The organism is Streptomyces sp. NPDC058295, from assembly GCF_042880655.1.
GTDB classification, from domain to species: Bacteria; Actinomycetota; Actinomycetes; order Streptomycetales; family Streptomycetaceae; genus Streptomyces; species Streptomyces coriariae.
On record NZ_JBHVYO010000052.1, the window covers coordinates 21,656 to 44,813 of the forward strand.

The following is a 23,158-nucleotide window of genomic DNA, read 5'->3' on the forward strand; positions in this document are numbered from 1 at the left end:
CCCCCTTCCCCCGTACGGGTTACATATCCTGTGAGCTCTCACTGCTCGCACTGCTCGACGGGGGAAGGGGACCAGGGCGTTGCCACTGCACAAGGACGACCCGAAGGCGCTCGGCGGATACCGGATCGTCGACCGGATCGGATCCGGTGGCATGGGCGTCGTCTACCTGGGCCGGTCCCGGTCGGGGCGTGAGGTCGCCGTCAAGGTGGTGCACGCCCAGTACGCGGAGGACAAGGTCTTCCGGGCCCGCTTCCGGCAGGAGATCGACGCCGTCCGCAAGGTGAGCGGTGCCTTCACCGCCCCGGTCGTGGACGCCGATCCGGAGGCCGAACGGCCCTGGATGGCCACCCAGTACGTGCCCGGACCCGCGCTCTCCGCCCGCATCCGGGGCAACGGCCCGCTGAAGGGCGCGGAGCTGCGCCGGCTGGCCCTGGGCCTGGTGGAGGCGCTGCGGGACATCCACCGGGCCGGGGTCGTCCACCGCGACCTCAAGCCCTCCAACGTCCTGATGGCCGGGGACGGCCCCCGGGTCATCGACTTCGGCATCTCCCGGGCCACCGAGAACCAGACCCTCACCGAGACCGGTCACGCCATCGGCACCCCGCCGTTCATGTCCCCGGAGCAGTTCAAGGACGCCCGCTCGGTCGGCCCCGCCTCGGACGTCTTCTCCCTCGGCGCGCTGCTGGTGTTCGCCGCGACCGGCCGCGGCCCCTTCGACACCGACAGCCCCTATCTGACGGCGTGGCGGGTGATGCACGAGGAACCGAAGGTGGACGCGGTCGCCGAGCCGCTGCGCGCGGTGCTGACCCGCTGTCTGGCCAAGGAGGCCGCCGACCGGCCCGGACTCGATGAGCTGGCCGGGGAGTTCGCGGAGGCGCTGCCCGAACCCGCGGCGGGTGACATGGAGACGGTGACCCTGCGGCTGCCGCCCGCGCCCGCGGCGGACGAGGAGCCGGGCCCGGCCGTTGCCGCGCCCCGCACCGGCCGGCGCTCCCGGCTGCGCCGGTGGCCGGTCCTCGCCGGAGTGGCGGGCCTGCTGACCGTGACCCTCACCGGCTATCTGCTCGACCTCGGTCCGTTCGCCGGCAGCGGGAGGTCGGGGCAGTCCGACAGCACGGGCTCCGAGTCCATGGCCTGGGACCCCCTGCCCAACGGCTGGAAGCCCTGGCGGACCTCGGTCTACGGCACCGCCGTGAGCGGGGTGGCGAAGCCGCTGGAGGGTGCCGGGACTTCCTACGGCACCTCCCTGTCCTGCGCGATGGGCAAGGACGCCCTGTACTGCGGGGGCGACGGCGTCCTTCCGGTCCGCGTCGACGGGACGACGGGCCGTCTCGCCTGGCGGGCGGACTCCCAGCCCTCGGGCCTGGCACAGGAGAGGTACGACAGCACGGTCCTCGGGGTGCACGACGGCGTGCTGGTGGCAACGCAGTCGGTGCTGAACAGCGCGGGCAACGGCCAGATCCCCACCGCCGTCGCCCTCGACGCCACCACCGGCAAGCGGATCTGGTCGCGCCCGTTGAACCAGACGGGCCGTGTCGACCCCGCGGTCGTGGGCGATCTGCTGATGACCGCGGACGGCTACCGCGTGACCGCCCGCGCACTGCGCGACGGCAGCAAGCGCTGGACGGCCACCCTGCCCGTCGCGGCCAGCTACGGCTGCCGGTTCTACGACGTCGACGGCGTCCCGTACGCCGGCTGCTCCGACGCGGGTACCCCGTCGCGCACCGTGTTCTACGCCGTCGACCCGGCCGACGGCTCGACCCGGAAGGTGAGCGTGCCGGACGGCGACGTCGAGTACGTCGGCGCCGTCGGCGGCGATCTGGCCTTCGTGGCGGGCGTGCCCCGGGACCTCGGGAACTCCGGGGAGTCGGCGTACGGCGAGGTCGTGCTGATCGACCCGGACACCGGCGACGTACGGAGGAAGACGCTGCCGGACAGCCCGCGCGGCCGGGTGGCCCTGGTGGGCGGAGTGCTCTGTTTCGCGTCCTCCGCGGGGCAGTTGGTCGCCCACGCGCCCGAGACCGGGGAGCGGCTGTGGCAGACCTCGACGATCCTCGAGCAGCCCGGCACACCCGTCGCCGACGGCCAGGGGCAGGCGGTGTTCGCGGCCAGTGCCTCCGGGCGGGTCGCGGCCGTCGACCTCGAGACGGGCGACCTGCTGTGGGAGTCCGCCGCGTGGGCCGAGCAGGTCGTCGGGGCCGACTACTCCTCGGCGCAGATCTACCTCGACCAGGGCGCCCTGGTGGTGCTCAGCCCCGACGGGACGGTCTTCACGCTGGACCCGGCCCACCCCGACCAGGAGCCGCTGTCGGGGTGATCCGGGCCCACCGCGTCCGGCGACGTCAGGGGCCGGTGGGCCAGGGGTGCCAGGGCGGTGCGGCTACGGCAGCGCCAGCATCCGCTCCAGCGCCAGCTTCGCGAACGTCTCGGTCTCCCGGTCGACCTGGATCCGGTTGACCAGCTTGCCCTCGGCGAGGGACTCCAGGGTCCAGACCAGGTGGGGGAGGTCGATCCGGTTCATCGTCGAGCAGAAGCACACCGTCTTGTCGAGGAAGACGATCTCCTTGCCCTCGGGCGCGAAGCGGTTCGCCAGCCGGCGCACCAGGTTCAGCTCCGTGCCGATGGCCCACTTCGAGCCGGCCGGGGCCGCCTCCAGCGCCTTGATGATGTACTCGGTCGAGCCGACGTAGTCCGCCGCGGCCACGACCTCGTGCCGGCACTCGGGGTGCACGAGCACGTTCACCCCGGGGATCCGGGCGCGGACGTCCTCGACCGACTCCAGGCTGAAGCGGCCGTGCACCGAGCAGTGGCCCCGCCACAGGATCATCTTCGCGTCGCGCAGCTGCTCGGCGGTCAGCCCGCCGTTGGGCTTGTGCGGGTTGTACAGGACGCAGTCCTCCAGGGACAGGCCCATGTCCCGTACGGCGGTGTTGCGGCCGAGGTGCTGGTCCGGCAGGAAGAGGATCTTCTCGCCCTGCTCGAAGGCCCACTCCAGGGCCCGCTGGGCGTTGGAGGAGGTGCAGATCGTGCCGCCGTGCTTGCCCGTGAACGCCTTGATGTCCGCGGACGAGTTCATGTACGAGACGGGCACGACCTGCTCGGCTATACCGGCCTCGGTCAGCACGTCCCAGCACTCGGCGACCTGCTCGGCGGTGGCCATGTCGGCCATCGAGCAGCCGGCGGCGAGGTCGGGGAGGACCACCTTCTGGTCGTCGGACGTCAGGATGTCCGCGGACTCGGCCATGAAGTGCACACCGCAGAACACGATGTACTCGGCCTCCGGGCGGGCGGCCGCGTCCTTGGCCAGCTTGAAGGAGTCGCCCGTGACGTCGGCGAACTGGATGACCTCGTCGCGCTGGTAGTGGTGGCCCAGCACGAAGACCTTGTCACCGAGCTTCTCCTTGGCGGCGCGGGCCCGCGCGACCAGGTCCGGGTCCGAGGGCGAGGGCAGGTCGCCGGGGCACTCGACGCCCCGCTCGCTCCTCGGGTCGGCCTCACGGCCGAGCAGCAACAGGGCGAGCGGAGTCGGCTGTACGTCGAGCTCCGTGGTCTGGGCGGTGGTCACGGCACGCACCTTTTCTACTTTTCGTCGATCTGACGTTATCTATCATAACCCGCTTCACGTCACTTTGACGATGGTCATCGCGTCGATGTGACGTGAATCCCGCGCCCCGGACGGCGCCGCTCCGGAGGCCGCTGTCCGCCGCATCGCGCGTGTGCGAGCATGAAAGGCAAGAAGAGGAAAGAAGTGGAAACACGACTCCTCGGCGCGGAATGAATCCGCGGTCCCGACGGTTGGAAACGTCGGCAAGCAGTCTCCGTACAACCCGGGAGAGATGTAGATGTCCGTATCGGACGAGAAGACCACTGTCAGCGACGGCATCCTCCTGTCCGACGCTGCCGCGGCGAAGGTCAAGGCCCTGCTCGACCAGGAAGGCCGCGAGGACCTGGCACTGCGCGTCGCCGTTCAGCCCGGCGGCTGCTCCGGCCTGCGCTACCAGCTCTTCTTCGACGAGCGTTCGCTCGACGGTGACGTGGTGAAGGACTTCGACGGCGTCAAGGTCGTCACCGACCGGATGAGCGCCCCGTACCTGGGCGGCGCCTCCATCGACTTCGTCGACACCATCGAGAAGCAGGGCTTCACGATCGACAACCCGAACGCGACGGGCTCCTGCGCCTGCGGCGACTCCTTCAGCTAGGTCGCCCGTTCGCACCGCTGAACGACACGAAGGCGGCGGCCCCCTCCAACGGGGCCGCCGCCTTCGCGTTCGCGCCGCGCGAACGGCTACCGGGCGCTACTGGGCCTGCGGCAGCCGCGCGCCCGCCTTCTCCAGCGGGATCGCCGCGCCGTCCGACCCGACGACCTTCCGGCTGCCCAGCGACTCGTTCAGGTGCACGGTCTGGTGGTACTCCTTGGCGATCAGGATGCAGACCTTGTCCTTCCAGGGCGTCTCGGTCACGGTGACCTTCACCTCGTCACCGCTCTCGGCCGCCGTGGCCTTGTAGTCGCCGCACACCCCGCCGGTGAAGCTCACGACCAGGTCGTCGCCCTCGGCGGTGTAGCCGTCCACCTTCACGTCCCGCGTGCCCGAGGAAGCGGTCGGCGTCGGCGTGGGCGTCGTGGCGGACTTCAGATAGGTCGGCTCGACGGCCGGCTGCGTCACCGTGTAGCCGTCCGCGGCCCCCGAGCCCTTCACGTCGAACAGCCAGGACGGCACGAGCACCTGCCGTCCGCCCGAGGTGTGCGGGGCGAGCCCGAGCACCGCGTCCTCGACCGTCGCCGTCTGCCCCTGGGGAGCCGTCGTCGACGCACCGCAGGGGCTCTCCAGCCGGTCCTTCAGCGGCACCGGACTGGCACAGCCGCCGATGCCCATGCGGTGGTCCGTCCCCGGCGCCGCGTTCAACGCGTCCAGCGCCTCCCGCGCGCTCAGCAGCGGGTACGTGTCGCCCTTCACCGGCGTTTCGAGCTGCCCGTTCCCGCCGACCACCTCGCCCTGGGCGCCGACGCTGATCCCGGTCGTCCAGCCGTAGGTGGGCAGCCCGCCGAACACCGGCTCGGCGTTCACCACCCGCCGGCTGCCCATGACCTGGCTCGCGTCCAGCTGGGCGCCGTCCTGCCCGACCGCCTCGAGAACCGGCGCCGCCGCCTTCTTCGCGGCCGCCTCGCTCACCGGGGCGCCGGACTCGGCCGAGGGAGTCACGGTGCACTTGTCGGTGCCGGCCGTGCAGTTGTCGGTGCCGGGCGCGTACCGGGTGAAGGTCCACATCCCCGGTGCCTGCCGGTTCACCCGCAGCACCGGGCCGGAACCGTCGTTCCCGGCGCCGACCTTCCACGCCTCGCCGTCGACGACCGGCGTCCCCTCGGCCCCCAGCGCCTTAGCCAGCCGGGCCACCTCGTCCTTGGTGACCTCGCCCTTCGCCCAGTACACCGGCGCGGAGCCGGGACCGTCGGGAAGGGTGCCCGCGGCCTTGTAGGTCACCCCGTAGGGGTTCGGCTCACCGGGGGCGATGCCGCTCGTACCGCCCTCGGGGGTATCGGTACCCGTACCCGTACCCCCGGAGTAGTCGTCCAGAAGGAGTGCCGCGGGCGTGCCGTCCCCGGACGGCGCCCCGGAACCGGCGTTCCCGCCGGAGCCGCCGACCGCGCTGGAGGTCAGATAGGCCCCGCCTCCGCCCACCAGCAGCACGGCGGCCGCGACGGAGGCGATGAGCACGGGGGAGCGGCGGCGCGGTCCGGCCGGGGGCACGCCCTCGGCCACCGGCCCGACGACGTGCTCGTCCGCGCCGGAGCCGGAATCGCCCGGCACCCCGCCGACACCGGCGCCGGTGTCGGCGCCGACACCGGCCTCGGCCGCAGCGGCCTGCTCACCGGCGTCGGCGTCGGTGTCCGCGGTAGTGGCGTCCGCGGTGCCGGTGTCCGCGGTGTCGGTCTTGGCGGTGGTGCCGCCCTCGGAAACGGCGGGAGCCCCGGCGTCGGAGCCGGCCGGGGTGCCGGTCGGGCCGGCCTCCTCGTCCACAACGCCGGTCTCCGCGGCCGGCGCCTCCTCGGTCGGCGCGTCCTCGGCCCGCGCTTCCTGGGCCTCGGTCTCGCGGACCTCGGCCTCGGCCGTCTCCGAACCCGTCTCCTCCGGCTCGCGCGCGGCGTCGTCGTTCTCGGGTCGCTCGGTGTTCACCGCATCGCTCCTTCGGCTGCCCTGCTGGCGTACCTCACATCCCCTTTACGGGGGACGGCGATGGGACGCGACGGGGGAGCGCACGGTTCCCTTCCGAGCGCCGTACCGAAGGAAATCGAGGGATTACCCCTAGTTGCCGTAGTCCGGCATCGCCTCCAGGAGCCGCGCCGACGCCGCCGGAACGATCACGCCGAGAATGAGTGACGGGGAGACCGGACGGGAAGTGATCTTCTCCGGGGCGGCCCAGTGCCGAGCCATCCGGGCGCCGTCACCGCGCAGCGACGCCAGGTCGCCGTCGAGGTCGGCCGGAGCGGGGGCGTGGACCTTGAGGTTCGTCATAGCCGAACCGTATGCACGCCGGAGGCCGCGAAGAAAGATCTACTATCGGGTAGTTTCGGCTGCTTCAGTGGCGCGGATCCACCGGGTAGCGTGAACTGTCAATCCCCCTCCCCTCAGGAGAGTCCACGCCGTGCGCATCGCAGTCACCGGCTCCATCGCCACCGACCACCTCATGACGTTCCCCGGCCGCTTCGCCGACCAGCTCGTCGCGGACCAGCTGCACACGGTCTCGCTCTCCTTCCTGGTCGACAACCTGGACGTGCGCCGGGGCGGCGTGGGCGCGAACATCGCCTTCGGCATGGGCCAGCTGGGGACCGACCCGATCCTGGTCGGCGCCGCGGGCGCGGACTTCGACGAGTACCGGGCCTGGCTCGACCGGCACGGCGTCGACACCGGGTCGGTCCGGATCTCCGAGACCCTGCACACCGCCCGTTTCGTGTGCACCACCGACGCCGACCACAACCAGATCGGCTCCTTCTACACCGGAGCGATGAGCGAGGCCCGCCTCATCGAGCTGAAGACCGTCGCCGACCGGGTGGGCGGCCTGGACCTGGTCCTGATCGGCGCCGACGACCCGGAGGCGATGCTCCGGCACACCGAGGAGTGCCGTACCCGGTCGATCCCCTTCGCGGCCGACTTCTCCCAGCAGATCGCCCGTATGAACGGCGACGAGATCCGGATACTGCTGGAGGGCGCGACGTACCTGTTCTCCAACGAGTACGAGAAGGGCCTCATCGAGTCCAAGACGGGCTGGACGGACGCCGAGATCCTCTCCAAGGTCGGCCACCGCGTCACCACCCTCGGCTCGCGCGGCGTCCGTATCGAGCGGGCCGGCGAGGACCCGATCGAGGTCGGCTGCCCGGAGGAGGAGGCCAAGGTCGAGCCCACGGGCGTCGGCGACGCCTTCCGCGCCGGCTTCCTCTCCGGCCTGGCCTGGGGCGTCTCCCACGAGCGTGCCGCGCAGATCGGCTGCATGCTCGCCACTCTCGTGATCGAGACGGTGGGCACCCAGGAGTACCAGCTGCGCCGCGCCCACTTCATGGACCGCTTCACCAAGGCCTACGGCGACGAGGCCGCAACCGAGGTCCGCAAGCACCTGGCCTGATTCAGGACAGCCGGCGGACCACATAGGCCGAGCCGCGGTCCGCCGGCTCCTCACCGACGTACTCCTGGTCCCGCATCTCGCACCAGGCGGGGATGTCCAGACGGGCCGCCTCGTCGTCGGACAGCACCCGTACCGTGCCCCCGACCGGCACCTCGCCGATGACCTTCGCCAGCTCGATGACGGGAATCGGACACCGCTTGCCCAGCGCGTCCACGACGAGCTCGTCGCCGCGTACACCGGCACCGGTCACCGCAGCGGGCGCCCCGAGCTTCTCCCGCACCCCCGCCACCGCCCCCGGCAGCACGGCGAGGAACCGCTCGACGTCCTCCTCGGCGACCCCCGTCGGCAACGAAACCCGCACGTTTCCCTCACTCAGCACCCCCATCGCCCTCAGCACATGGCTGGGCGTCAGCGTGCTGCTGGTGCAGGACGACCCGGAGGAGACGGAGAACCCCTCCCGGTCCAACTCGTGCAGCAGCGCCTCCCCGTCGACGTACAGACAGGAGAAGGTGACGATCCCGGGCAGCCGCCGCAGCGGATCCCCGACGACCTCCACATCCGGTACGACGGCCGCCACCCGCGCGCGGATCCGCGCCGTCAGCTCCCGCAGCCGTACCGCCTCGGCGGCCGCCTCCGCCCGCACCGCCCGCAGCGAGGCCGCCGCGGCCACGATCGCCGGAAGGTTCTCGAACCCGGCCGCTCGCCCCGACTCCCGCTCGTCCACCGGCCCTTGGACGGCGAACCGCGCCCCCTTGCGCACCGCGAGAAGCCCCACCCCGGACGGCCCGCCCCACTTGTGCGCGCTCGCCGCCAGCAGCGACCAGGGCCCCTCCACGGGCCCCCAGCCGAGCGACTGCGCCGCGTCCACCAGCAGCGGCACCCCCGCCGCCCGGCACAGCTCGGCCACGGCCGCCACCGGCTGCTCGGTCCCCACCTCGTGGTTGGCCGACTGGAGACAGGCCAGCGCCGTGTCGGACCGCAGGGCGTCGGCGTACGACTCGACGGCGACGGCACCGGTCCTGACCACCGGCACCCGGGTCACCGCCCCGCCCTCCGCCTCGAACGCCTCTGCCGAATGGAGTACCGAGGAGTGTTCGACGGCTGACACGATCAGGTGACGTCCGACCCGTCGGCGCCCGGCCAGCGCGCCCGCGATCCCGGTGTGCACGGCCCGCGTTCCGGAAGCGGTGAAGACCAGTTCGTCCGGCCGGCAGCCCACCGCCTCGGCGGCCGCCTCCCGGGCGGCGTCCAGCAGCATCCGCGCCCGCCGCCCTTCCCGGTACAGGCGGGCGGGGTCGGCCCACCCCTCGTCGAGCGAGGCCAACAGGGCCTGGCGGGCCACGGGATGCAGGGGAGCGGCAGAAGCGGCGTCGAAGTAGGACACACGGCAACGGTAAAGCGCCGGTGGGACCGGTACCCCACCCCGGGGACGCGGGACCGTTCCGATCCGCGGCTCCGCCGCGCGGGCGCGACAGGCCCCAGGAGGCCCGCAGCCGTCATACATGCCGCATTGACGAGCTATGAGGCACTATCAGGCGCTCATCCCACCCCTTCGGGGTGACCCACGGCGCGTATGCCACCCTCCCCGCGAACCCCCGAAGGGCGTCGGCTAGGGTTTGGTCCGCATAAACATCCAAACCCCTGCCCGACGCAGGGCGGCGACCGACCCGCGAGAAGGCAGGCCGCAGCCAACCGCGCGGGCGAGACTCTCGGGAAGGCGCTACGTGAGTCCCAACGGCTCCGACCGCTCGCCGCGGCGCCCGATGCGGCGGAAGCTGCTCCAGGCAATGACCGCGGGCCTGGTCCTGGCGACCGCCACCGGTTGCACATACAAGGACTTCCCCCGCCTTGGTATGCCCACCCCCGTCACAGAAGAGGCTCCGCGGATCCTCTCCCTGTGGCAGGGCTCCTGGGCAGCCGCGCTGGCCACCGGCGTGCTGGTGTGGGGCCTGATCCTGTGGAGTGCTTTCTTCCACCGGCGCAGCCGCACCAAGGTCGAAGTTCCTCCGCAGACCCGGTACAACATGCCCATCGAGGCGCTGTACACGGTGGTTCCGATCATCATCGTCTCGGTGCTGTTCTACTTCACAGCCCGTGACGAGTCGAAGCTGCTGAGCCTCGACAAGAAGCCCGATGTCACGGTGAACGTGGTCGGCTTCCAGTGGAGCTGGTGCTTCAACTACATCGAGAGCGTCGACGGTTCCGACGGGGACGCGAAGACCGACAAGAACCTGGCCGCGATCCCGGACCGGTTCAAGACGGACTTCCCCGACAACGCCGGCGGCGTCTACACCTGCGGTACTCCCGGTGAGCGGAACCCGCAGACCAACAACCCCGGCCCGACCCTCTGGCTCCCTGAGGGCAAGACGGTCCGCTTCGTCCTCACCTCGCGTGACGTCATCCACTCCTTCTGGGTGGTGCCGTTCCTGATGAAGCAGGACGTCATCCCGGGCCACACCAACTCCTTCCAGGTGACCCCCAACAAGGAGGGCACCTACCTGGGCAAGTGCGCCGAGCTCTGCGGCGTCGACCACTCCCGGATGCTCTTCAACGTGAAGGTCGTCTCCCAGGAGCGCTACGAGCAGCACCTCAAGGACCTCGTGAAGAAGGGGCAGACCGGTTACGTTCCCGCGGGCATCGAGCAGACGAGCCACGAGAAGAACCGGGAGACGAACAACCTGTGAGCATCCTCAACGAACCCCAGGGTGCCGCCGCAGCTGAGGACTCGTACGAGAACGAGCTGCCGGTCAGGCGCAAGCAACCCGGCAACGTCGTGGTGAAGTGGCTGACGACCACCGACCACAAGACCATCGGTACGTTGTACCTGGTCACGTCGTTCGCGTTCTTCTGCATCGGTGGCGTGATGGCGCTCCTCATGCGCGCCGAGCTCGCCCGACCGGGCCTGCAGATCATGTCGAACGAGCAGTTCAACCAAGCGTTCACGATGCACGGCACGATCATGCTGCTGATGTTCGCGACGCCGCTGTTCGCCGGCTTCACGAACTGGATCATGCCGCTCCAGATCGGCGCGCCCGACGTCGCGTTCCCGCGGCTCAACATGTTCGCCTACTGGCTGTACCTGTTCGGCTCGCTGATCGCCGTCGCCGGCTTCCTCACCCCCCAGGGTGCGGCCGACTTCGGCTGGTTCGCCTACGCCCCGCTGTCGGACGCGGTCCGCAGCCCGGGCATCGGCGCCGACATGTGGATCATGGGTCTGGCCTTCTCCGGCTTCGGCACCATCCTCGGCTCGGTCAACTTCATCACCACGATCATCTGCATGCGCGCGCCCGGCATGACGATGTTCCGGATGCCGATCTTCACCTGGAACGTCCTGCTGACCGGTGTCCTGGTCCTGCTGGCCTTCCCGGTCCTGGCGGCCGCGCTGTTCGCCCTGGAGGCGGACCGCAAGTTCGGTGCCCATGTCTTCGACGCGGCCAACGGCGGCGCGTTGCTGTGGCAACACCTCTTCTGGTTCTTCGGCCATCCAGAGGTGTACATCATCGCCTTGCCGTTCTTCGGGATCATCTCCGAAGTGATCCCGGTGTTCTCCCGCAAGCCGATGTTCGGCTACATGGGCCTGATCGCGGCCACCATCTCGATCGCCGGTCTCTCCGTGACGGTGTGGGCGCACCACATGTACGTCACGGGTGGCGTACTGCTGCCGTTCTTCTCCTTCATGACGTTCCTCATCGCCGTACCGACGGGCGTGAAGTTCTTCAACTGGATCGGAACGATGTGGAAGGGCTCACTGTCCTTCGAGACACCGATGCTGTGGGCGACGGGCTTCCTCATCACCTTCACCTTCGGTGGTCTGACCGGCGTCATCCTGGCCTCGCCGCCGATGGACTTCCATGTGTCCGACTCGTACTTCGTGGTGGCGCACTTCCACTACGTCGTCTTCGGCACCGTCGTCTTCGCGATGTTCTCCGGCTTCCACTTCTGGTGGCCGAAGTTCACCGGCAAGATGCTCGACGAGCGCCTCGGCAAGATCACCTTCTGGACGCTGTTCGTCGGCTTCCACGGCACCTTCCTGGTCCAGCACTGGCTGGGCGCCGAGGGCATGCCGCGTCGGTACGCCGACTACCTGGCGGCCGACGGCTTCACCGCCCTGAACACGATCTCGACGATCAGCTCGTTCGTCCTCGGTCTGTCCGTCCTGCCGTTCTTCTACAACGTGTGGAAGACCGCCAAGTACGGCAAGCCGGTCGGCGTCGACGACCCGTGGGGCTACGGCCGCTCCCTGGAGTGGGCCACCTCCTGCCCGCCGCCGCGCCACAACTTCCTCACCCTGCCGCGGATCCGCAGTGAATCCCCGGCGTTCGACCTGCACCACCCCGAGATCGCCGCGCTCGAGCAGCTGGAGCACGCCGGCCACGGTGCCAGTGCCATCTCGGGCAGCAAGGAGGCCGGCAAGTGAAGATCCAGGGCAAGATGTTCGTCTGGCTGAGCGTCTTCGTCCTCGTCATGGCGATCGTCTATGGCGTGTGGTCGAAGGAGCCGGCCGGTACCACGGCCCTCTTCCTGGCCTTCGGCCTGTGCATCATGATCGGCTTCTACCTGGGCTTCACCGCCCGGCGGGTCGACGCGGGCGCGCAGGACAACAAGGAGGCGGACGTCGCGGACGACGCCGGCGAGCTGGGCTTCTTCAGCCCGCACAGCTGGCAGCCGCTGTCGCTGGGCATCGGCGGCGCCCTGGCCTTCCTGGGGGTCGCTGTCGGCTGGTGGCTGCTGTACTTCTCCCTGCCGCTGATCCTCATCGGTCTGTGGGGCTGGGTCTTCGAGTACTACCGCGGTGAGAGCCGCACCCAGTAGCACGCACTGAACGCATGCTGAGCCCGGACACTCCGTCAGGAGGGTCCGGGCTCACGCTTTTGCCGCAACGGTGCTCCTCCGTCCGTGTCACTCAGCGCGCCGCGGCCGACCCGGCTCCCTAGCGTGAAGCCATGAGCCACGAACCCCGCCCTCGCACCGTCGTCGGCTGCACCCTGCTGGTGATCGCCCTGGGCGCGGTCGCCAGCGCCTGCGGCTCGGACGGCAACCCGCTCTCCGCGCGTCCCTACGACGCGACGGACCAGATCTCCTTCAACAACCTCGGTGGCGACGGGAAGAAGTCCGACCCGGACAAGCCCCTGGAGGTCACCGCGGAGGACGACGACCGCATCACGGACGTCACCGCCGTGGACGCCGCAGGCCGTTACGTGGCGGGCGAACTCGCCGCCGACGGCAGCCGCTGGCACAGCACCGAGCCGCTGGCCGCGAACGCCCACTACACGGTCCGCGTGAGCACCGAGGACGACGACGGCGCCCCCGGCCGCCGGGTGCTCACCTTCGACACGGGCAAGCCCACCTCGAAGAAGCGCCTGGGGGTCGTGTTCGGCCCCGACGCGGGCGAGTACGGCGTAGGCCAGCCCGTTACCGCCAAGCTCGACCAGCCCATCAAGGACCCCGCCCAGCGGGCCGTCGTCGAACGCGCCCTCAAGGTCGACTCGACGCCGTCCGTGCAGGGCGGCTGGCACTGGGTGGACGACAAGGAACTCCACTACCGGCCGCAGGAGTACTGGCCCGCCCACGCCAGTCTCCGGGTGCACAGCAACCTGGACGGCATCAAGATCAGCGACCGGCTGTGGGGCGGCCCCACGAAGGACCTCAAGCTCACGATCGGCGACCGGGTGATCGCCGTCACGGACGCGTCGTCGCACTCCATGACGGTCTTCAAGAACAACGAGGAGATCAACCAGATCCCCGTCACCACCGGCAAGCCCGGCTTCGAGACCCGCAACGGCGTCAAGGTCGTCCTGGGCAAGGAGTACTTCGTACGGATGCGCGGCACCACCGTCGGTATCGCGGAGGGCTCCTCGGAGTCCTACGACCTGCCCGTGTACTACGCCACCCGCGTCACCTGGAGCGGCGAGTACGTCCACGCCGCCCCCTGGTCCGTGGGCTCCCAGGGGTACGCGAACGTCAGCCACGGCTGCACCGGCATGAGCACGTCCAACGCCGAGTGGTTCTTCGACAACATCCGCCAGGGCGACGTCGTCCAGGTCGTCAACAGCTACGGCGACACGATGGAGACCTTCGGCAACGGCTTCGGCGACTGGAACCTGGACTGGAAGAAGTGGACCAAGGGCAGCGCGCTCACGGGCGGCAAGCAGAAGGCGGAGCCAGACACCTCGAGACTGCGGCCTGCCGCGGTCTAGGCACTGCCGGAGGTCGGTTGCCGGGGGCGCGGGGATCCCCACACCCCTGTGCCCCCGCTAGGCGCTCTGTGTAAGGCTCTTGCGCCGCATCAGGGACGCCAGGGCCGAAGCGAACTCCACGGGCTCCACAGGCAGCGTCACAGCCGCGTCAGCGCGGCTCCAGGTGGCGAGCCAGGCGTCCTGGGGCCGTCCGATGAGCAGAAGCACCGGCGGGCAGCGGAACACCTCGTCCTTGATCTGCCGGCACAGCCCCATGCCGCCCATGGGCGCGGCCTCGCCGTCCAGGACGACGACGTCGACGCCGCCCCGGTCCAGCTCCCGCAGCACCGCCGCAGGCGTCGCGCACTCCAGGAACTCCACCACGGGGACGTCCGGCGCGGGCCTGCGCCCGGTCGCGAGCCGGACCTGCTCGCGGGTGTTGGCGTCGTCGCTGTAGACCAGCACCGTGGCGGTCGCCTGCATGCTTCCTCCGTGACATCAGCGTCGTACGGACAGAACCGATGCCGCGGATGCTACTCCCTTGAACACGTCGTCAACACCGCTTGGAACACCACTTCGATGGGCCATACGGGCAGTACACACGGTGCGAACACTCCGAACGGCACCCCCCGGAGTGAGGGCGGGATAAGGGACCGACATAATGTCGGTCGTGGCGACAGCAACGACAGTAGAAACCGGGCACGCGCACCCGTCGGTCAATCGGCCGAACCTCACCAGTGTCGGAACCATCATCTGGCTGAGTTCCGAGCTGATGTTCTTCGCGGCCCTCTTCGCGATGTACTTCACCCTGCGATCGGTGACGGGTCCTGATCACTGGAAGGAAATGGCCGAGGCCCTGAACTTCCCGTTCTCGGCCACCAACACCACGATCCTGGTGCTCTCCTCGCTCACCTGCCAGCTCGGCGTCTTCGCCGCCGAGCGCGGGGACGTGAAGAAGCTCAGGATGTGGTTCATCGTCACCTTCATCATGGGTGCGATCTTCATCGGCGGTCAGATCTTCGAGTACACGGAGCTGGTGAAGAAGGACGGGCTCTCGCTCTCCTCCGACCCGTACGGCTCGGTGTTCTACCTGACCACCGGCTTCCACGGCATGCACGTGACGGGCGGCCTCATCGCCTTCCTGTTCGTCCTCGGGCGCACCTACGCGGCCAAGAGGTTCACCCACGAGCAGGCGACCGCGGCCATCGTCGTGTCCTATTACTGGCACTTCGTCGACGTCGTCTGGATCGGCCTCTTCGCCACGATCTACATGATCAAGTAGCCGGGCACGCTCGCTCCCGCACATCCCAAGCATCGACGCAGAAGATCCTGACACCGGGGTAATCCGTGAAAAAGCTCTCCGCACGACGACGCCATCCGCTGGCGGCGCTCGTCGTCCTACTCCTCGCGCTGGCGGCTACCGGGGGGCTGTACGCCGCGTTTGCGCCCGCGAGCAAGGCGCAGGCAGACGACACCGCCCAGTCCCTCGCCATCGACGAGGGCAAGAAGCTCTACGCCGTTGGCTGCGCAAGCTGCCACGGCACCGGCGGTCAGGGGACCTCCGACGGCCCGAGCCTGGTCGGCGTGGGCGCCGCGGCCGTCGACTTCCAGGTCGGCACCGGGCGTATGCCCGCGGCCACCTCGCAGGGCGCCCAGGTGCCCGCGAAGAAGGTCATCTACACGCAGGCCGAGATCGACCAGCTCGCCGCGTTCATCTCCTCCCTGGGCGCCGGCCCGTCCGTCCCGACCGACGCCGAGTACGGCCCGGAGGGTGCGGACATCGCCAAGGGTGGCGAGCTGTTCCGCACCAACTGCGCGCAGTGCCACAACTTCACCGGCAAGGGCGGTGCCCTCACCAAGGGCAAGTACGCTCCGACCCTCGAGGGCGTGGACCCGAAGCACATCTACGAGGCCATGCAGACCGGCCCGCAGAACATGCCTTCCTTCCCCGACACCACCCTGTCGGAGCAGAACAAGAAGGACATCATCGCGTACCTGCACGCGGTCAACAGCGACGAGACGAACAACCCCGGTGGTCTGGAGCTGGGCGGCCTCGGGCCGGTCAGTGAGGGCCTGTTCGCGTGGATCTTCGGTCTCGGTGCCCTGATCGCGGTAGCCGTCTGGGTCGCCGCTCGGACCGCAAAGGCCAAGAAGTCATGAGTAGCCAAGACATTCCAGAAGAGAACCTGCCCGCTGAGCAGGGCCACGCGCACGGCAGCGCCGTAGGCGTCGCGGACGAGCAGAACCCGTTCGCGGACCCGGGGCTGCCGCCTCACGAGCATCGCATCCAGGACATCGACGAGCGGGCCGCCAAGCGGTCCGAGCGTGCGGTCGCCTTCCTGTTCACGCTGTCGATGCTCGCCACGGTCGGTTTCATCGCCTCGTACGTGGCGATCCCGGCCGACAAGTCGATCTTCGTGTTCCCGATCGGCCACCTCAGCGCGCTGAACTTCGCGCTGGGTCTGACGCTGGGCACGGCGCTGTTCACCATCGGCGCCGGCGCGGTCCACTGGGCCCGCACCCTGATGTCCGACGTGGAGGTCGCCGACGAGCGGCACGCGATCGCCGCGCCCCCCGAGGTCCGTGCGAAGGTTCACGCGGACTTCAAGCAGGGTGCCAAGGAGTCCGCGCTCGGCCGTCGCAAGCTGATCCGCAACACGATGTTCGGCGCGCTCACCCTCGTGCCGCTGTCCGGTGTCGTGCTGCTGCGCGACCTCGGCCCGCTGCCCGAGGACAAGCTGCGTCACACGCTGTGGGCCAAGGGCAAGCTGCTCGTCAACATGAACACGAACGAGCCGCTGCGTCCCTCGGACGTCGCCGTCGGTTCGCTCACCTTCGCCAAGCCCGAGGGCCTGGAGGAGCACGACGAGGAGTTCCAGAACGAGATCGCCAAGGCGGCCCTGATGATCGTCCGGCTCCAGCCGGACAACATCAAGGACAAGCAGGAACTCGACTGGTCCTACCAGGGCATCGTGGCGTACTCGAAGATCTGCACCCACGTCGGTTGCCCGATCTCGCTGTACGAGCAGCAGACGCACCACGTGCTGTGCCCCTGCCACCAGTCCACCTTCGACCTCTCCGACGGTGCCCGAGTGATCTTCGGTCCCGCCGGCCACGCCCTGCCGCAGCTGCGCATCGGTGTGAACGACGAGGGCTATCTCGAGGCGCTCGGCGACTTCGAAGAGCCCGTCGGTCCTGCTTTCTGGGAGCGCGGATGAGCACGAACGAGAAGACCGAGAGCACCGAAGCCCGCGACCGCGGGAAGGCTCCGGCGGGCGAGCGGATCGCCGACTGGGCCGACGGCCGGCTGGGGATCTACTCCCTGGCCAAGGCCAACATGCGCAAGATCTTCCCCGACCACTGGTCGTTCATGCTGGGTGAGATCTGCCTCTACAGCTTCATCATCATCATCCTCACGGGTGTGTACCTGACGCTGTTCTTCCACCCGTCGATGAACGAGGTGGAGTACCACGGCAGCTACGTCCCGCTCCAGGGACAGCTGATGTCCGAGGCGTTCAGCTCGACCCTGCACATCTCCTTCGACGTGCGCGGCGGTCTGCTCATCCGGCAGATCCACCACTGGGCGGCGCTGATCTTCCTCGCCGGCATGTTCGTGCACATGATGCGGGTGTTCTTCACGGGCGCGTTCCGCAAGCCGCGTGAGATCAACTGGCTGTTCGGCTTCCTGCTGTTCGTCCTCGGCATGTTCACCGGTTTCACCGGTTACTCGCTCCCGGACGACCTGCTCTCCGGCACCGGTGTCCGCTTCACCCAGGGCGCGATCCTGTCGATGCCGATCGTCGGCACGTACATCTCGATGTTCCTGTTCGGCGGGGAGTTCCCGGGCCACGACTTCGTGGCGCGGTTCTACTCGATCCACATCCTGCTGCTGCCGGGCATCATGCTCGGGCTGGTGGTCGGCCACCTGATCCTGGTCTTCTACCACAAGCACACGCAGTTCGCGGGCCCCGGAAAGAGCAACAAGAACGTCGTCGGCATGCCGCTGCTGCCGGTGTACATGGCCAAGGCCGGAGGCTTCTTCTTCCTGGTTTTCGGTGTCATCGGGGTCATCGCGGGCATCGCGCAGATCAACCCGATCTGGGCCATGGGCCCCTACCGTCCGGACCAGGTGTCCACCGGCGCCCAGCCCGACTGGTACATGGGCTTCGCCGAGGGTCTGATCCGCTTCATGCCGGGCTGGGAGATCAACATCTGGGGCCACACCCTGGTCCTGGGTGTGTTCATCCCGCTGGTCCTGTTCGGTGTGCTGCTCGCGATTCTCGCGCTCTACCCCTTCATCGAGTCGTGGGTCACGGGCGACAAGCGCGAGCACCACATCCTGGACCGCCCGCGCAACGCCCCGACGCGCACCGCGCTGGGTGTCGCCTGGGTCACGATGTACATGATCATGCTGGTCGGCGGTGGCAACGACCTCTGGGCCACCCACCTCCACCTGTCGATCAACGCGATCACCTGGTTCGTCCGGATCTTCTTCATCGCCGGACCGGTCATCGCGTACATCGTCACCAAGCGGATCTGCCTCGGCCTCCAGCGCCGGGACCGGGACAAGGTGCTGCACGGTCGCGAGACCGGCACCATCAAGCGCCTGCCGCACGGTGAGTTCATCGAGATCCACGAGCCGCTCAGCCAGGAGCAGCTGCACACCCTCACGGCGCACGAGCAGTACGAGCCGGCCGCGATCGGCGCCGCCGTCGACGAGAACGGCGTCGAGCGCAAGGTGAAGGGCAAGGAGAAGCTCCGCGCCAAGATCAGCGGGGCGTACTTCGGTGAGGACCAGCAGATTCCGAAGGCCACCGTCGAGGAGTACAAGGAGATCACGAGCGGCCACGGCCACCACTGATCGCTGAGGCGTCGCCACGCCGCAGGAAAGGGCCCCGTCCGGTCTTCGGACGGGGCCCTTTGCCGTGCCCACGGGCTGGATAGGGTGGGGTGCACCTTGTCACGAGGCGCACGACGGCACACGACGTCCGACGTACCCGACGAACACGACGACACACGCAGGAGCGGCTATGAGCGCTGTGACCCCCGCTGGAGGCGACACCGCGGCGGGCCGTTCCTGGCCCGAGGTACTGAACGGTCTGCTGTACGGCCGCGACCAGGACGCCGACGCCACGTTCTGGGCGCTGGACCGGATCATGCGCGGCGAGGCGACCGACGCGCAGATCGCCGGGTTCGTGGTGGCGCTGCGGGCCAAGGGCGAGACCGTCGCAGAGATCAACGGGCTCGTCCGGGCGATGTACGAGCACGCCAACCTGATCGAGGTGCCCGGCCGGACCGTCGACATCGTCGGCACCGGAGGGGACGGCGCGAAGACGGTCAACATCTCCACGATGTCGGCGATCGTCGTGGCCGGCTCGGGTGCCACGGTCGTCAAGCACGGCAACCGGGCGGCGTCCTCCGCGTCCGGCGCCTCCGACGTCCTGGAGAAGCTCGGCGTCAATCTGGAGCTGACCCCGCGGCGGGTGGCCGAGGTGGCCCAGGAGGCCGGGATCACCTTCTGCTTCGCGATCAAGTTCCATCCGGCGCTGCGTCATGTGGGCGCCGCGCGCGGCCAGTTGGGCATCCGCACGGTGTTCAACGTGCTCGGCCCGCTGACCAACCCCGCCAAGGTGCGGGCCCAGGCGGTCGGGGTCGCGGACCCGCGGATGGCGCCGGTCGTCGCGGGCGTCTTCGCCGAGCGCGGCAACTCGTCCCTGGTCTTCCGGGGCGACGACGGTCTCGACGAGCTGACCACGACGGCCACGTCCCATGTGTGGGTCGTCCGCGACGGCAAGGTCACCGAGGAGACCTTCGACCCGCGTGACGTCGGGCTCGAACTGGTCCCGGTCGAGGCGCTGCGGGGCGGGGACCCGTCGTACAACGCGGAGGTCGCCCGCCGCCTGCTGGAGGGCGAGACGGGCCCGGTGCGGGACGCCGTGCTGCTGAACTCGGCGGCGGCGCTGGTGGCCCTGGAGCCGGGCTCCGGGACCCTTGCCGGGCAACTGCGCGACGGCATGGCCAAGGCGGCCGAGTCGATCGACTCGGGTGCGGCCAAACGGGCGCTGGACCGCTGGGTGGCCGCCACCCAGGCGTGACGGCTCTCCGCTGACCGTCGTCCCGCGATCCGGACACGGGTTGCGGGACGGCGATCACTTCACGTACGTTCCTGTATCAGGTCATGAGTGACAGTCATGAGGCCCCGGCCGACTGTCCGGCAACCCTCCGTCCGTGGCGGGGTGCCCCGGGTGAAGACCAGGTCGTAGGCAGCGAGGTCTACGGCAAGCGCGGACCCCTCGCACTCTTCTGAGTGAGTACCGCCAGGGGTCCTGGTCGTTCGAGGGAGCCTTCCGTGAGCAAGCGAATGCGATAGGGCGTAGAGCCCCGCCTCCGCACACCCCTTTCACTTCCTCCGTGCTAGAGCCATGTCCGCTCGCACGGCGGTTCCCCCTTGCCTCTCACGGGAGTTCGCCATGTCTGTCTCCACCGCTGCCGCCGCCCGTACCGTTTGTGCCCCGCTGCCCGTTCTCGGCCGGGATGTCACCGTCCCGCTCGTGACGGGCGGCGAGGTCACCTACGCGGCGCTCGACTACGCGGCCAGCGCCCCCGCCCTCCAGCGGGTCTGGGACGACGTGGCGGCCTACGCCCCGTACTACGGCAGCGTCCACCGGGGCGCCGGCTACCTCTCGCAGCTGTCCACGGACCTCTTCGAGAACGCCCGCAGGACGGTGACCGAGTTCCTGGACTGCCGCCCCGACGACCAGCTGGTCTTCACCCGCTCGACGACGGACTCCCTCAACCTGCTGGCGCGGGCCCTCCCGGCCGGCTGCCAGGTCTTCGTCTTCGAGACCGAGCACCACGCCTCGCTGCTGCCCTGGCAGGACGCCCGGGTCACCTACCTGGATGCCCCGCGCACCCCGCGCCAGGCCGTCGAGACGCTGGAGCGGGCCCTCGCCGACCGGGACCCCCACGGCCCGGCCCTGGTGTGCGTCACCGGCGCCTCGAACGTCACCGGCGAGCTGTGGCCGGTACGCGAGCTGGCGGCCGCCGCGCACGCCCACGACGCCCGGATCGTCCTGGACGCGGCCCAGCTGGCCCCGCACCACCCGGTCTCCGTGCGGGAGCTCGACGTCGACTGGATCGCCTTCTCCGGTCACAAGCTGTACGCGCCCTTCGGGTCCGGCGTGCTGGCCGGCCGCGCCGACTGGCTGGTGGCGGCCGACCCGTACCTCGCGGGCGGCGGCGCCAGCCGCAAGGTCACGCGGCGCGAGGACGGGGGAGTGGACGTGGAGTGGCACGAGAGCGCCGCCCGCCACGAGGCCGGCTCCCCGAACGTGATCGGCGCCTACTCCATCGCCTCGGCGTGCAAGGCCCTCACCGAGGCGGGCTTCGACAGCCTGGTCGCCCGGGAGGAGTACCTGATCGCGAAGGTGCGGGCCGGTCTGGCCGAGGTCCCGCAGGTGAAGGTGCTGTCCCTGTTCGGCGACGACGCCCCGCGGGTCGGCGTGATCTCCTTCGTCGTCGAGGGCTGGAACAGCTCCCACTTCGCCGCCGCCCTGTCCGCCGAGTACGGCATCGGGGTCCGCGACGGCCTCTTCTGCGCCCACCCCCTGGTCCGTACCCTGCTGGGCAGCGACCCCCGGAACCAGGGCGAGTGCGGCGCCCCCGAGGCGGCTCCCGGCGAGAAGTCGCTCAACGCGATCCGGGTGAGCTTCGGCGCGGGAACCCCGGACGAGCACGTGGAGCGCTTCGTGAGCGCGGTGCGCGAACTGGTGAGCGAGGGCGCGCGGTGGCAGTACCGGACGGAAGACGGCCGCTGCGTGCCCGCGGTCTGAGCGACGGTCCGCCGGGAGGCGGTGTCAGCCGGTCAGGAGTCCAGCCCGATCGCGAACGCCGCCTCCAGGTCGTGCTGCGAGTAGGTGCGGAAGGCGACGTGCGTGTCCGTGCCCTCCACCCCGGGGATCTTGCTGATGCTGCCCGGGATGACCTCCGCCAGGTCCTCGTGCTCCTTCACCCGCACCATGGCGATCAGGTCGTACGTCCCGGTGACGGAGAAGACCTCGCTGACGGAGTCCAGCGAAGCGATCCGCTCCGCGATCTCGGGAATCCGGTCCACGCTGGTCTTGATGAGGACGATCGCGGTGATCACGGCTGGTTCTCTCCCTCGGGAGCCGGAGCTGGGGCGGGCTTCACTCTAGTCGCCCGCCCGTCCCCCACCGCCGCCCTTCCCGGGCCGCCCTTCGGGCGCCCCATTCCGAAACGGGCCCACGCGTAGAGGAGTCCCAGGCCGAAGCCCACCAGGTGCGCCAGATAGGCCACCCCCGGCCCCTGGGCGGCCCGCCCCGCCGCCACCCACTGCAGGGCCGCCCAGAAGGGCAGCACGACCCACGCGGGGAAGCGCAGCGGCAGGAAGAACAGGAACGGCAGGAGACTGGTCACCCGCGCCCGGGGGAACAGATACAGAAACGCGCCGAGGACCGCGGAGATCGCCCCGGAGGCGCCGACCAGGGACTGCGACGACTCGGCGTTGGCGGCGGCGTAGCCCAGCAGGGCCAGGTAGCCGCAGCCGAGGTAGAAGAACGTGAACTCGACGCGGCCCATCCGGTCCTCGGTCATCGTCCCGAAGACGTAGAGGAAGAGCATGTTGCCCAGCAGGTGCACCCAGCTGCCGTGGACGAAGAGGGCCGTGGCCGGGGTCAGGGCGGCCCGTGGCGCGCCCTCGAAGAGCTCGCCGGGCACCACGCCCCAGCGCCGGAAATAGGCGCGCTGCGCCGCCAGCAGCTCGTCGCCGGAGCCGTACGACGGATTGAAGCCCGAGGCGGGCCCGATCAGGAAGATCAGGCAGCACAGGGCGATCAGTGCGTAGGTCACCGGCGCCGGGCGGTTGCGGACCACCCTGCCGACCGTCCCGTTCCAGTCGCCGATCATGAGAACAAAGCATGACGTAAGCAGACGCACTCGTCCGGACCGCCTCGCCGCCGCGGACGGATGGGCGGCGAGTACCCGCCAGGCCGTAGGGTTACGAGCCATACGCGCGGGGGAGCCTCCGGCCCGACCCCGACAACCGGAAGCACGACACTAGAAGGAAGCGGATAGCCACGATGACGGTTCCCCTGCCGACCGCCGCGACGCGGTGGCGCTGCACGCTCTGCGGCAACCTCACGCGGTTCGACGTGACGCGCTCGTCGAAGGTCGTCGAGTACGTGCACCTCGACCTCGCCGGTGAGCCGAAGGTCGAGGAGCGCGAGGTGGTCAGTGAGACCATCGAGTCGGTGCGGTGCCGCTGGTGCAACGCCGTGGACCAGGTGGAACTCGTGGATCGGCCGGGCGCCGGTTCCTGACGATGGGGGTCCCCCCGCTCGAGCGAA

Annotated in this window: 21 protein-coding genes and 1 riboswitch; of the genes, 14 read left to right on the plus strand and 7 right to left on the minus strand. The window is 69.7% G+C overall.

What is annotated here, in order from left to right; translation table 11 throughout:
* Positions 1 to 79: 79 nt before the first annotated feature.
* Complete coding sequence (locus ACFVYS_RS36615) at positions 80 to 2,317, plus strand: PQQ-binding-like beta-propeller repeat protein (RefSeq protein WP_389509223.1); 2,238 nt, start codon at positions 80 to 82, stop codon at positions 2,315 to 2,317.
* Positions 2,318 to 2,380: 63 nt separating this feature from the next.
* Here the strand turns inward: ACFVYS_RS36615 and nadA are convergent, their stop codons facing one another.
* Positions 2,381 to 3,565, minus strand: a complete 1,185-nt coding sequence (gene nadA, locus ACFVYS_RS36620; RefSeq protein ID WP_389509225.1) for a quinolinate synthase NadA — start codon at positions 3,563 to 3,565, stop codon at positions 2,381 to 2,383.
* Positions 3,566 to 3,842: 277 nt separating this feature from the next.
* Here nadA and ACFVYS_RS36625 point away from each other — a divergent pair, with 277 nt between their 5' ends.
* Entirely contained in the window at positions 3,843 to 4,199 is a 357-nt protein-coding gene (locus ACFVYS_RS36625; RefSeq protein WP_015033024.1) for an iron-sulfur cluster assembly accessory protein, read from the plus strand.
* A 96-nt stretch (positions 4,200 to 4,295) separates the two neighbouring features.
* Here the strand turns inward: ACFVYS_RS36625 and ACFVYS_RS36630 are convergent, their stop codons facing one another.
* Together ACFVYS_RS36630 and ACFVYS_RS36635 are read right to left on the minus strand one after the other, a co-directional pair.
* Positions 4,296 to 6,173 (minus strand): hypothetical protein, encoded by a 1,878-nt coding sequence (locus tag ACFVYS_RS36630; protein ID WP_389509227.1) that lies wholly within the window; start codon positions 6,171 to 6,173, stop codon positions 4,296 to 4,298.
* A gap of 129 nt (positions 6,174 to 6,302) precedes the next feature.
* Complete coding sequence (locus tag ACFVYS_RS36635) at positions 6,303 to 6,512, minus strand: hypothetical protein (protein WP_267020338.1); 210 nt, start codon at positions 6,510 to 6,512, stop codon at positions 6,303 to 6,305.
* Between the two features lie 130 nt (positions 6,513 to 6,642).
* Here ACFVYS_RS36635 and ACFVYS_RS36640 point away from each other — a divergent pair, with 130 nt between their 5' ends.
* Positions 6,643 to 7,617: a carbohydrate kinase family protein gene (locus tag ACFVYS_RS36640; protein WP_020130005.1), complete on the plus strand. Its 975-nt coding sequence runs from the start codon at positions 6,643 to 6,645 to the stop codon at positions 7,615 to 7,617.
* 1 nt (position 7,618) lies between these two features.
* Here the strand turns inward: ACFVYS_RS36640 and ACFVYS_RS36645 are convergent, their stop codons facing one another.
* Positions 7,619 to 9,001 (minus strand): cysteine desulfurase/sulfurtransferase TusA family protein, encoded by a 1,383-nt coding sequence (locus ACFVYS_RS36645; RefSeq protein WP_389509228.1) that lies wholly within the window; start codon positions 8,999 to 9,001, stop codon positions 7,619 to 7,621.
* A gap of 340 nt (positions 9,002 to 9,341) precedes the next feature.
* Between ACFVYS_RS36645 and coxB the strand changes: the two genes are divergently transcribed.
* The 4 genes from coxB (at position 9,342) to ACFVYS_RS36665 (ending at position 13,814) form a co-directional block, all read left to right on the plus strand.
* Positions 9,342 to 10,301 carry a cytochrome c oxidase subunit II gene (gene coxB / locus ACFVYS_RS36650; RefSeq protein WP_171396787.1) on the plus strand — a complete coding sequence of 320 codons (960 nt, stop codon included), beginning with the start codon at positions 9,342 to 9,344 and terminating at the stop codon, positions 10,299 to 10,301.
* Entirely contained in the window at positions 10,298 to 12,034 is a 1,737-nt protein-coding gene (gene ctaD / locus ACFVYS_RS36655) for a cytochrome c oxidase subunit I (protein WP_389509230.1), read from the plus strand. The genes coxB and ctaD overlap by 4 nt, the downstream gene beginning before the upstream one ends.
* Positions 12,031 to 12,429 (plus strand): cytochrome c oxidase subunit 4, encoded by a 399-nt coding sequence (locus tag ACFVYS_RS36660; RefSeq protein WP_020130001.1) that lies wholly within the window; start codon positions 12,031 to 12,033, stop codon positions 12,427 to 12,429. The genes ctaD and ACFVYS_RS36660 overlap by 4 nt, the downstream gene beginning before the upstream one ends.
* Before the next feature lie 131 nt (positions 12,430 to 12,560).
* Positions 12,561 to 13,814 (plus strand): Ig-like domain-containing protein, encoded by a 1,254-nt coding sequence (locus ACFVYS_RS36665; protein ID WP_389509232.1) that lies wholly within the window; start codon positions 12,561 to 12,563, stop codon positions 13,812 to 13,814.
* A 57-nt stretch (positions 13,815 to 13,871) separates the two neighbouring features.
* Here ACFVYS_RS36665 and ACFVYS_RS36670 read toward each other — a convergent pair whose 3' ends face one another.
* A complete protein-coding gene (locus ACFVYS_RS36670; RefSeq protein WP_057599607.1) occupies positions 13,872 to 14,276 on the minus strand; it encodes a response regulator transcription factor in 405 nt (134 codons plus the stop codon).
* 178 nt (positions 14,277 to 14,454) lie between these two features.
* On the opposite strand from ACFVYS_RS36670, the gene ACFVYS_RS36675 reads away from it, so the two are divergent.
* From ACFVYS_RS36675 to ACFVYS_RS36700, 6 genes are all read left to right on the plus strand, one after another.
* Entirely contained in the window at positions 14,455 to 15,075 is a 621-nt protein-coding gene (locus ACFVYS_RS36675; RefSeq protein WP_020129998.1) for a heme-copper oxidase subunit III, read from the plus strand.
* Between the two features lie 65 nt (positions 15,076 to 15,140).
* On the plus strand, positions 15,141 to 15,953 hold the full coding sequence (locus ACFVYS_RS36680) for a c-type cytochrome (RefSeq protein ID WP_057599605.1): 813 nt from the start codon (positions 15,141 to 15,143) through the stop codon (positions 15,951 to 15,953).
* Positions 15,950 to 17,011, plus strand: coding sequence for a ubiquinol-cytochrome c reductase iron-sulfur subunit (locus tag ACFVYS_RS36685; protein ID WP_020129996.1), 1,062 nt, complete (start codon positions 15,950 to 15,952; stop codon positions 17,009 to 17,011). The genes ACFVYS_RS36680 and ACFVYS_RS36685 overlap by 4 nt, the downstream gene beginning before the upstream one ends.
* A complete protein-coding gene (locus tag ACFVYS_RS36690) occupies positions 17,008 to 18,654 on the plus strand; it encodes a cytochrome bc complex cytochrome b subunit (RefSeq protein ID WP_389509235.1) in 1,647 nt (548 codons plus the stop codon). Before ACFVYS_RS36685 ends, ACFVYS_RS36690 begins: the two co-directional genes overlap by 4 nt.
* A gap of 169 nt (positions 18,655 to 18,823) precedes the next feature.
* Complete coding sequence (gene trpD / locus ACFVYS_RS36695) at positions 18,824 to 19,888, plus strand: anthranilate phosphoribosyltransferase (protein ID WP_389509237.1); 1,065 nt, start codon at positions 18,824 to 18,826, stop codon at positions 19,886 to 19,888.
* 79 nt (positions 19,889 to 19,967) lie between these two features.
* A riboswitch (SAM riboswitch) is annotated at positions 19,968 to 20,084 on the plus strand.
* Between the two features lie 179 nt (positions 20,085 to 20,263).
* Positions 20,264 to 21,625 carry an aminotransferase class V-fold PLP-dependent enzyme gene (locus tag ACFVYS_RS36700; RefSeq protein WP_389509239.1) on the plus strand — a complete coding sequence of 454 codons (1,362 nt, stop codon included), beginning with the start codon at positions 20,264 to 20,266 and terminating at the stop codon, positions 21,623 to 21,625.
* 32 nt (positions 21,626 to 21,657) lie between these two features.
* On the opposite strand, the gene ACFVYS_RS36705 is transcribed toward ACFVYS_RS36700, so the two are convergent.
* Together ACFVYS_RS36705 and ACFVYS_RS36710 are read right to left on the minus strand one after the other, a co-directional pair.
* Complete coding sequence (locus ACFVYS_RS36705; RefSeq protein WP_020129992.1) at positions 21,658 to 21,939, minus strand: Lrp/AsnC family transcriptional regulator; 282 nt, start codon at positions 21,937 to 21,939, stop codon at positions 21,658 to 21,660.
* A complete protein-coding gene (locus ACFVYS_RS36710; RefSeq protein ID WP_389509241.1) occupies positions 21,936 to 22,718 on the minus strand; it encodes a rhomboid family intramembrane serine protease in 783 nt (260 codons plus the stop codon). The genes ACFVYS_RS36705 and ACFVYS_RS36710 overlap by 4 nt, the downstream gene beginning before the upstream one ends.
* Positions 22,719 to 22,891: 173 nt before the next feature.
* On the opposite strand from ACFVYS_RS36710, the gene ACFVYS_RS36715 reads away from it, so the two are divergent.
* Positions 22,892 to 23,131, plus strand: coding sequence for a hypothetical protein (locus ACFVYS_RS36715; RefSeq protein WP_020129990.1), 240 nt, complete (start codon positions 22,892 to 22,894; stop codon positions 23,129 to 23,131).
* Positions 23,132 to 23,158 lie beyond the last annotated feature (27 nt).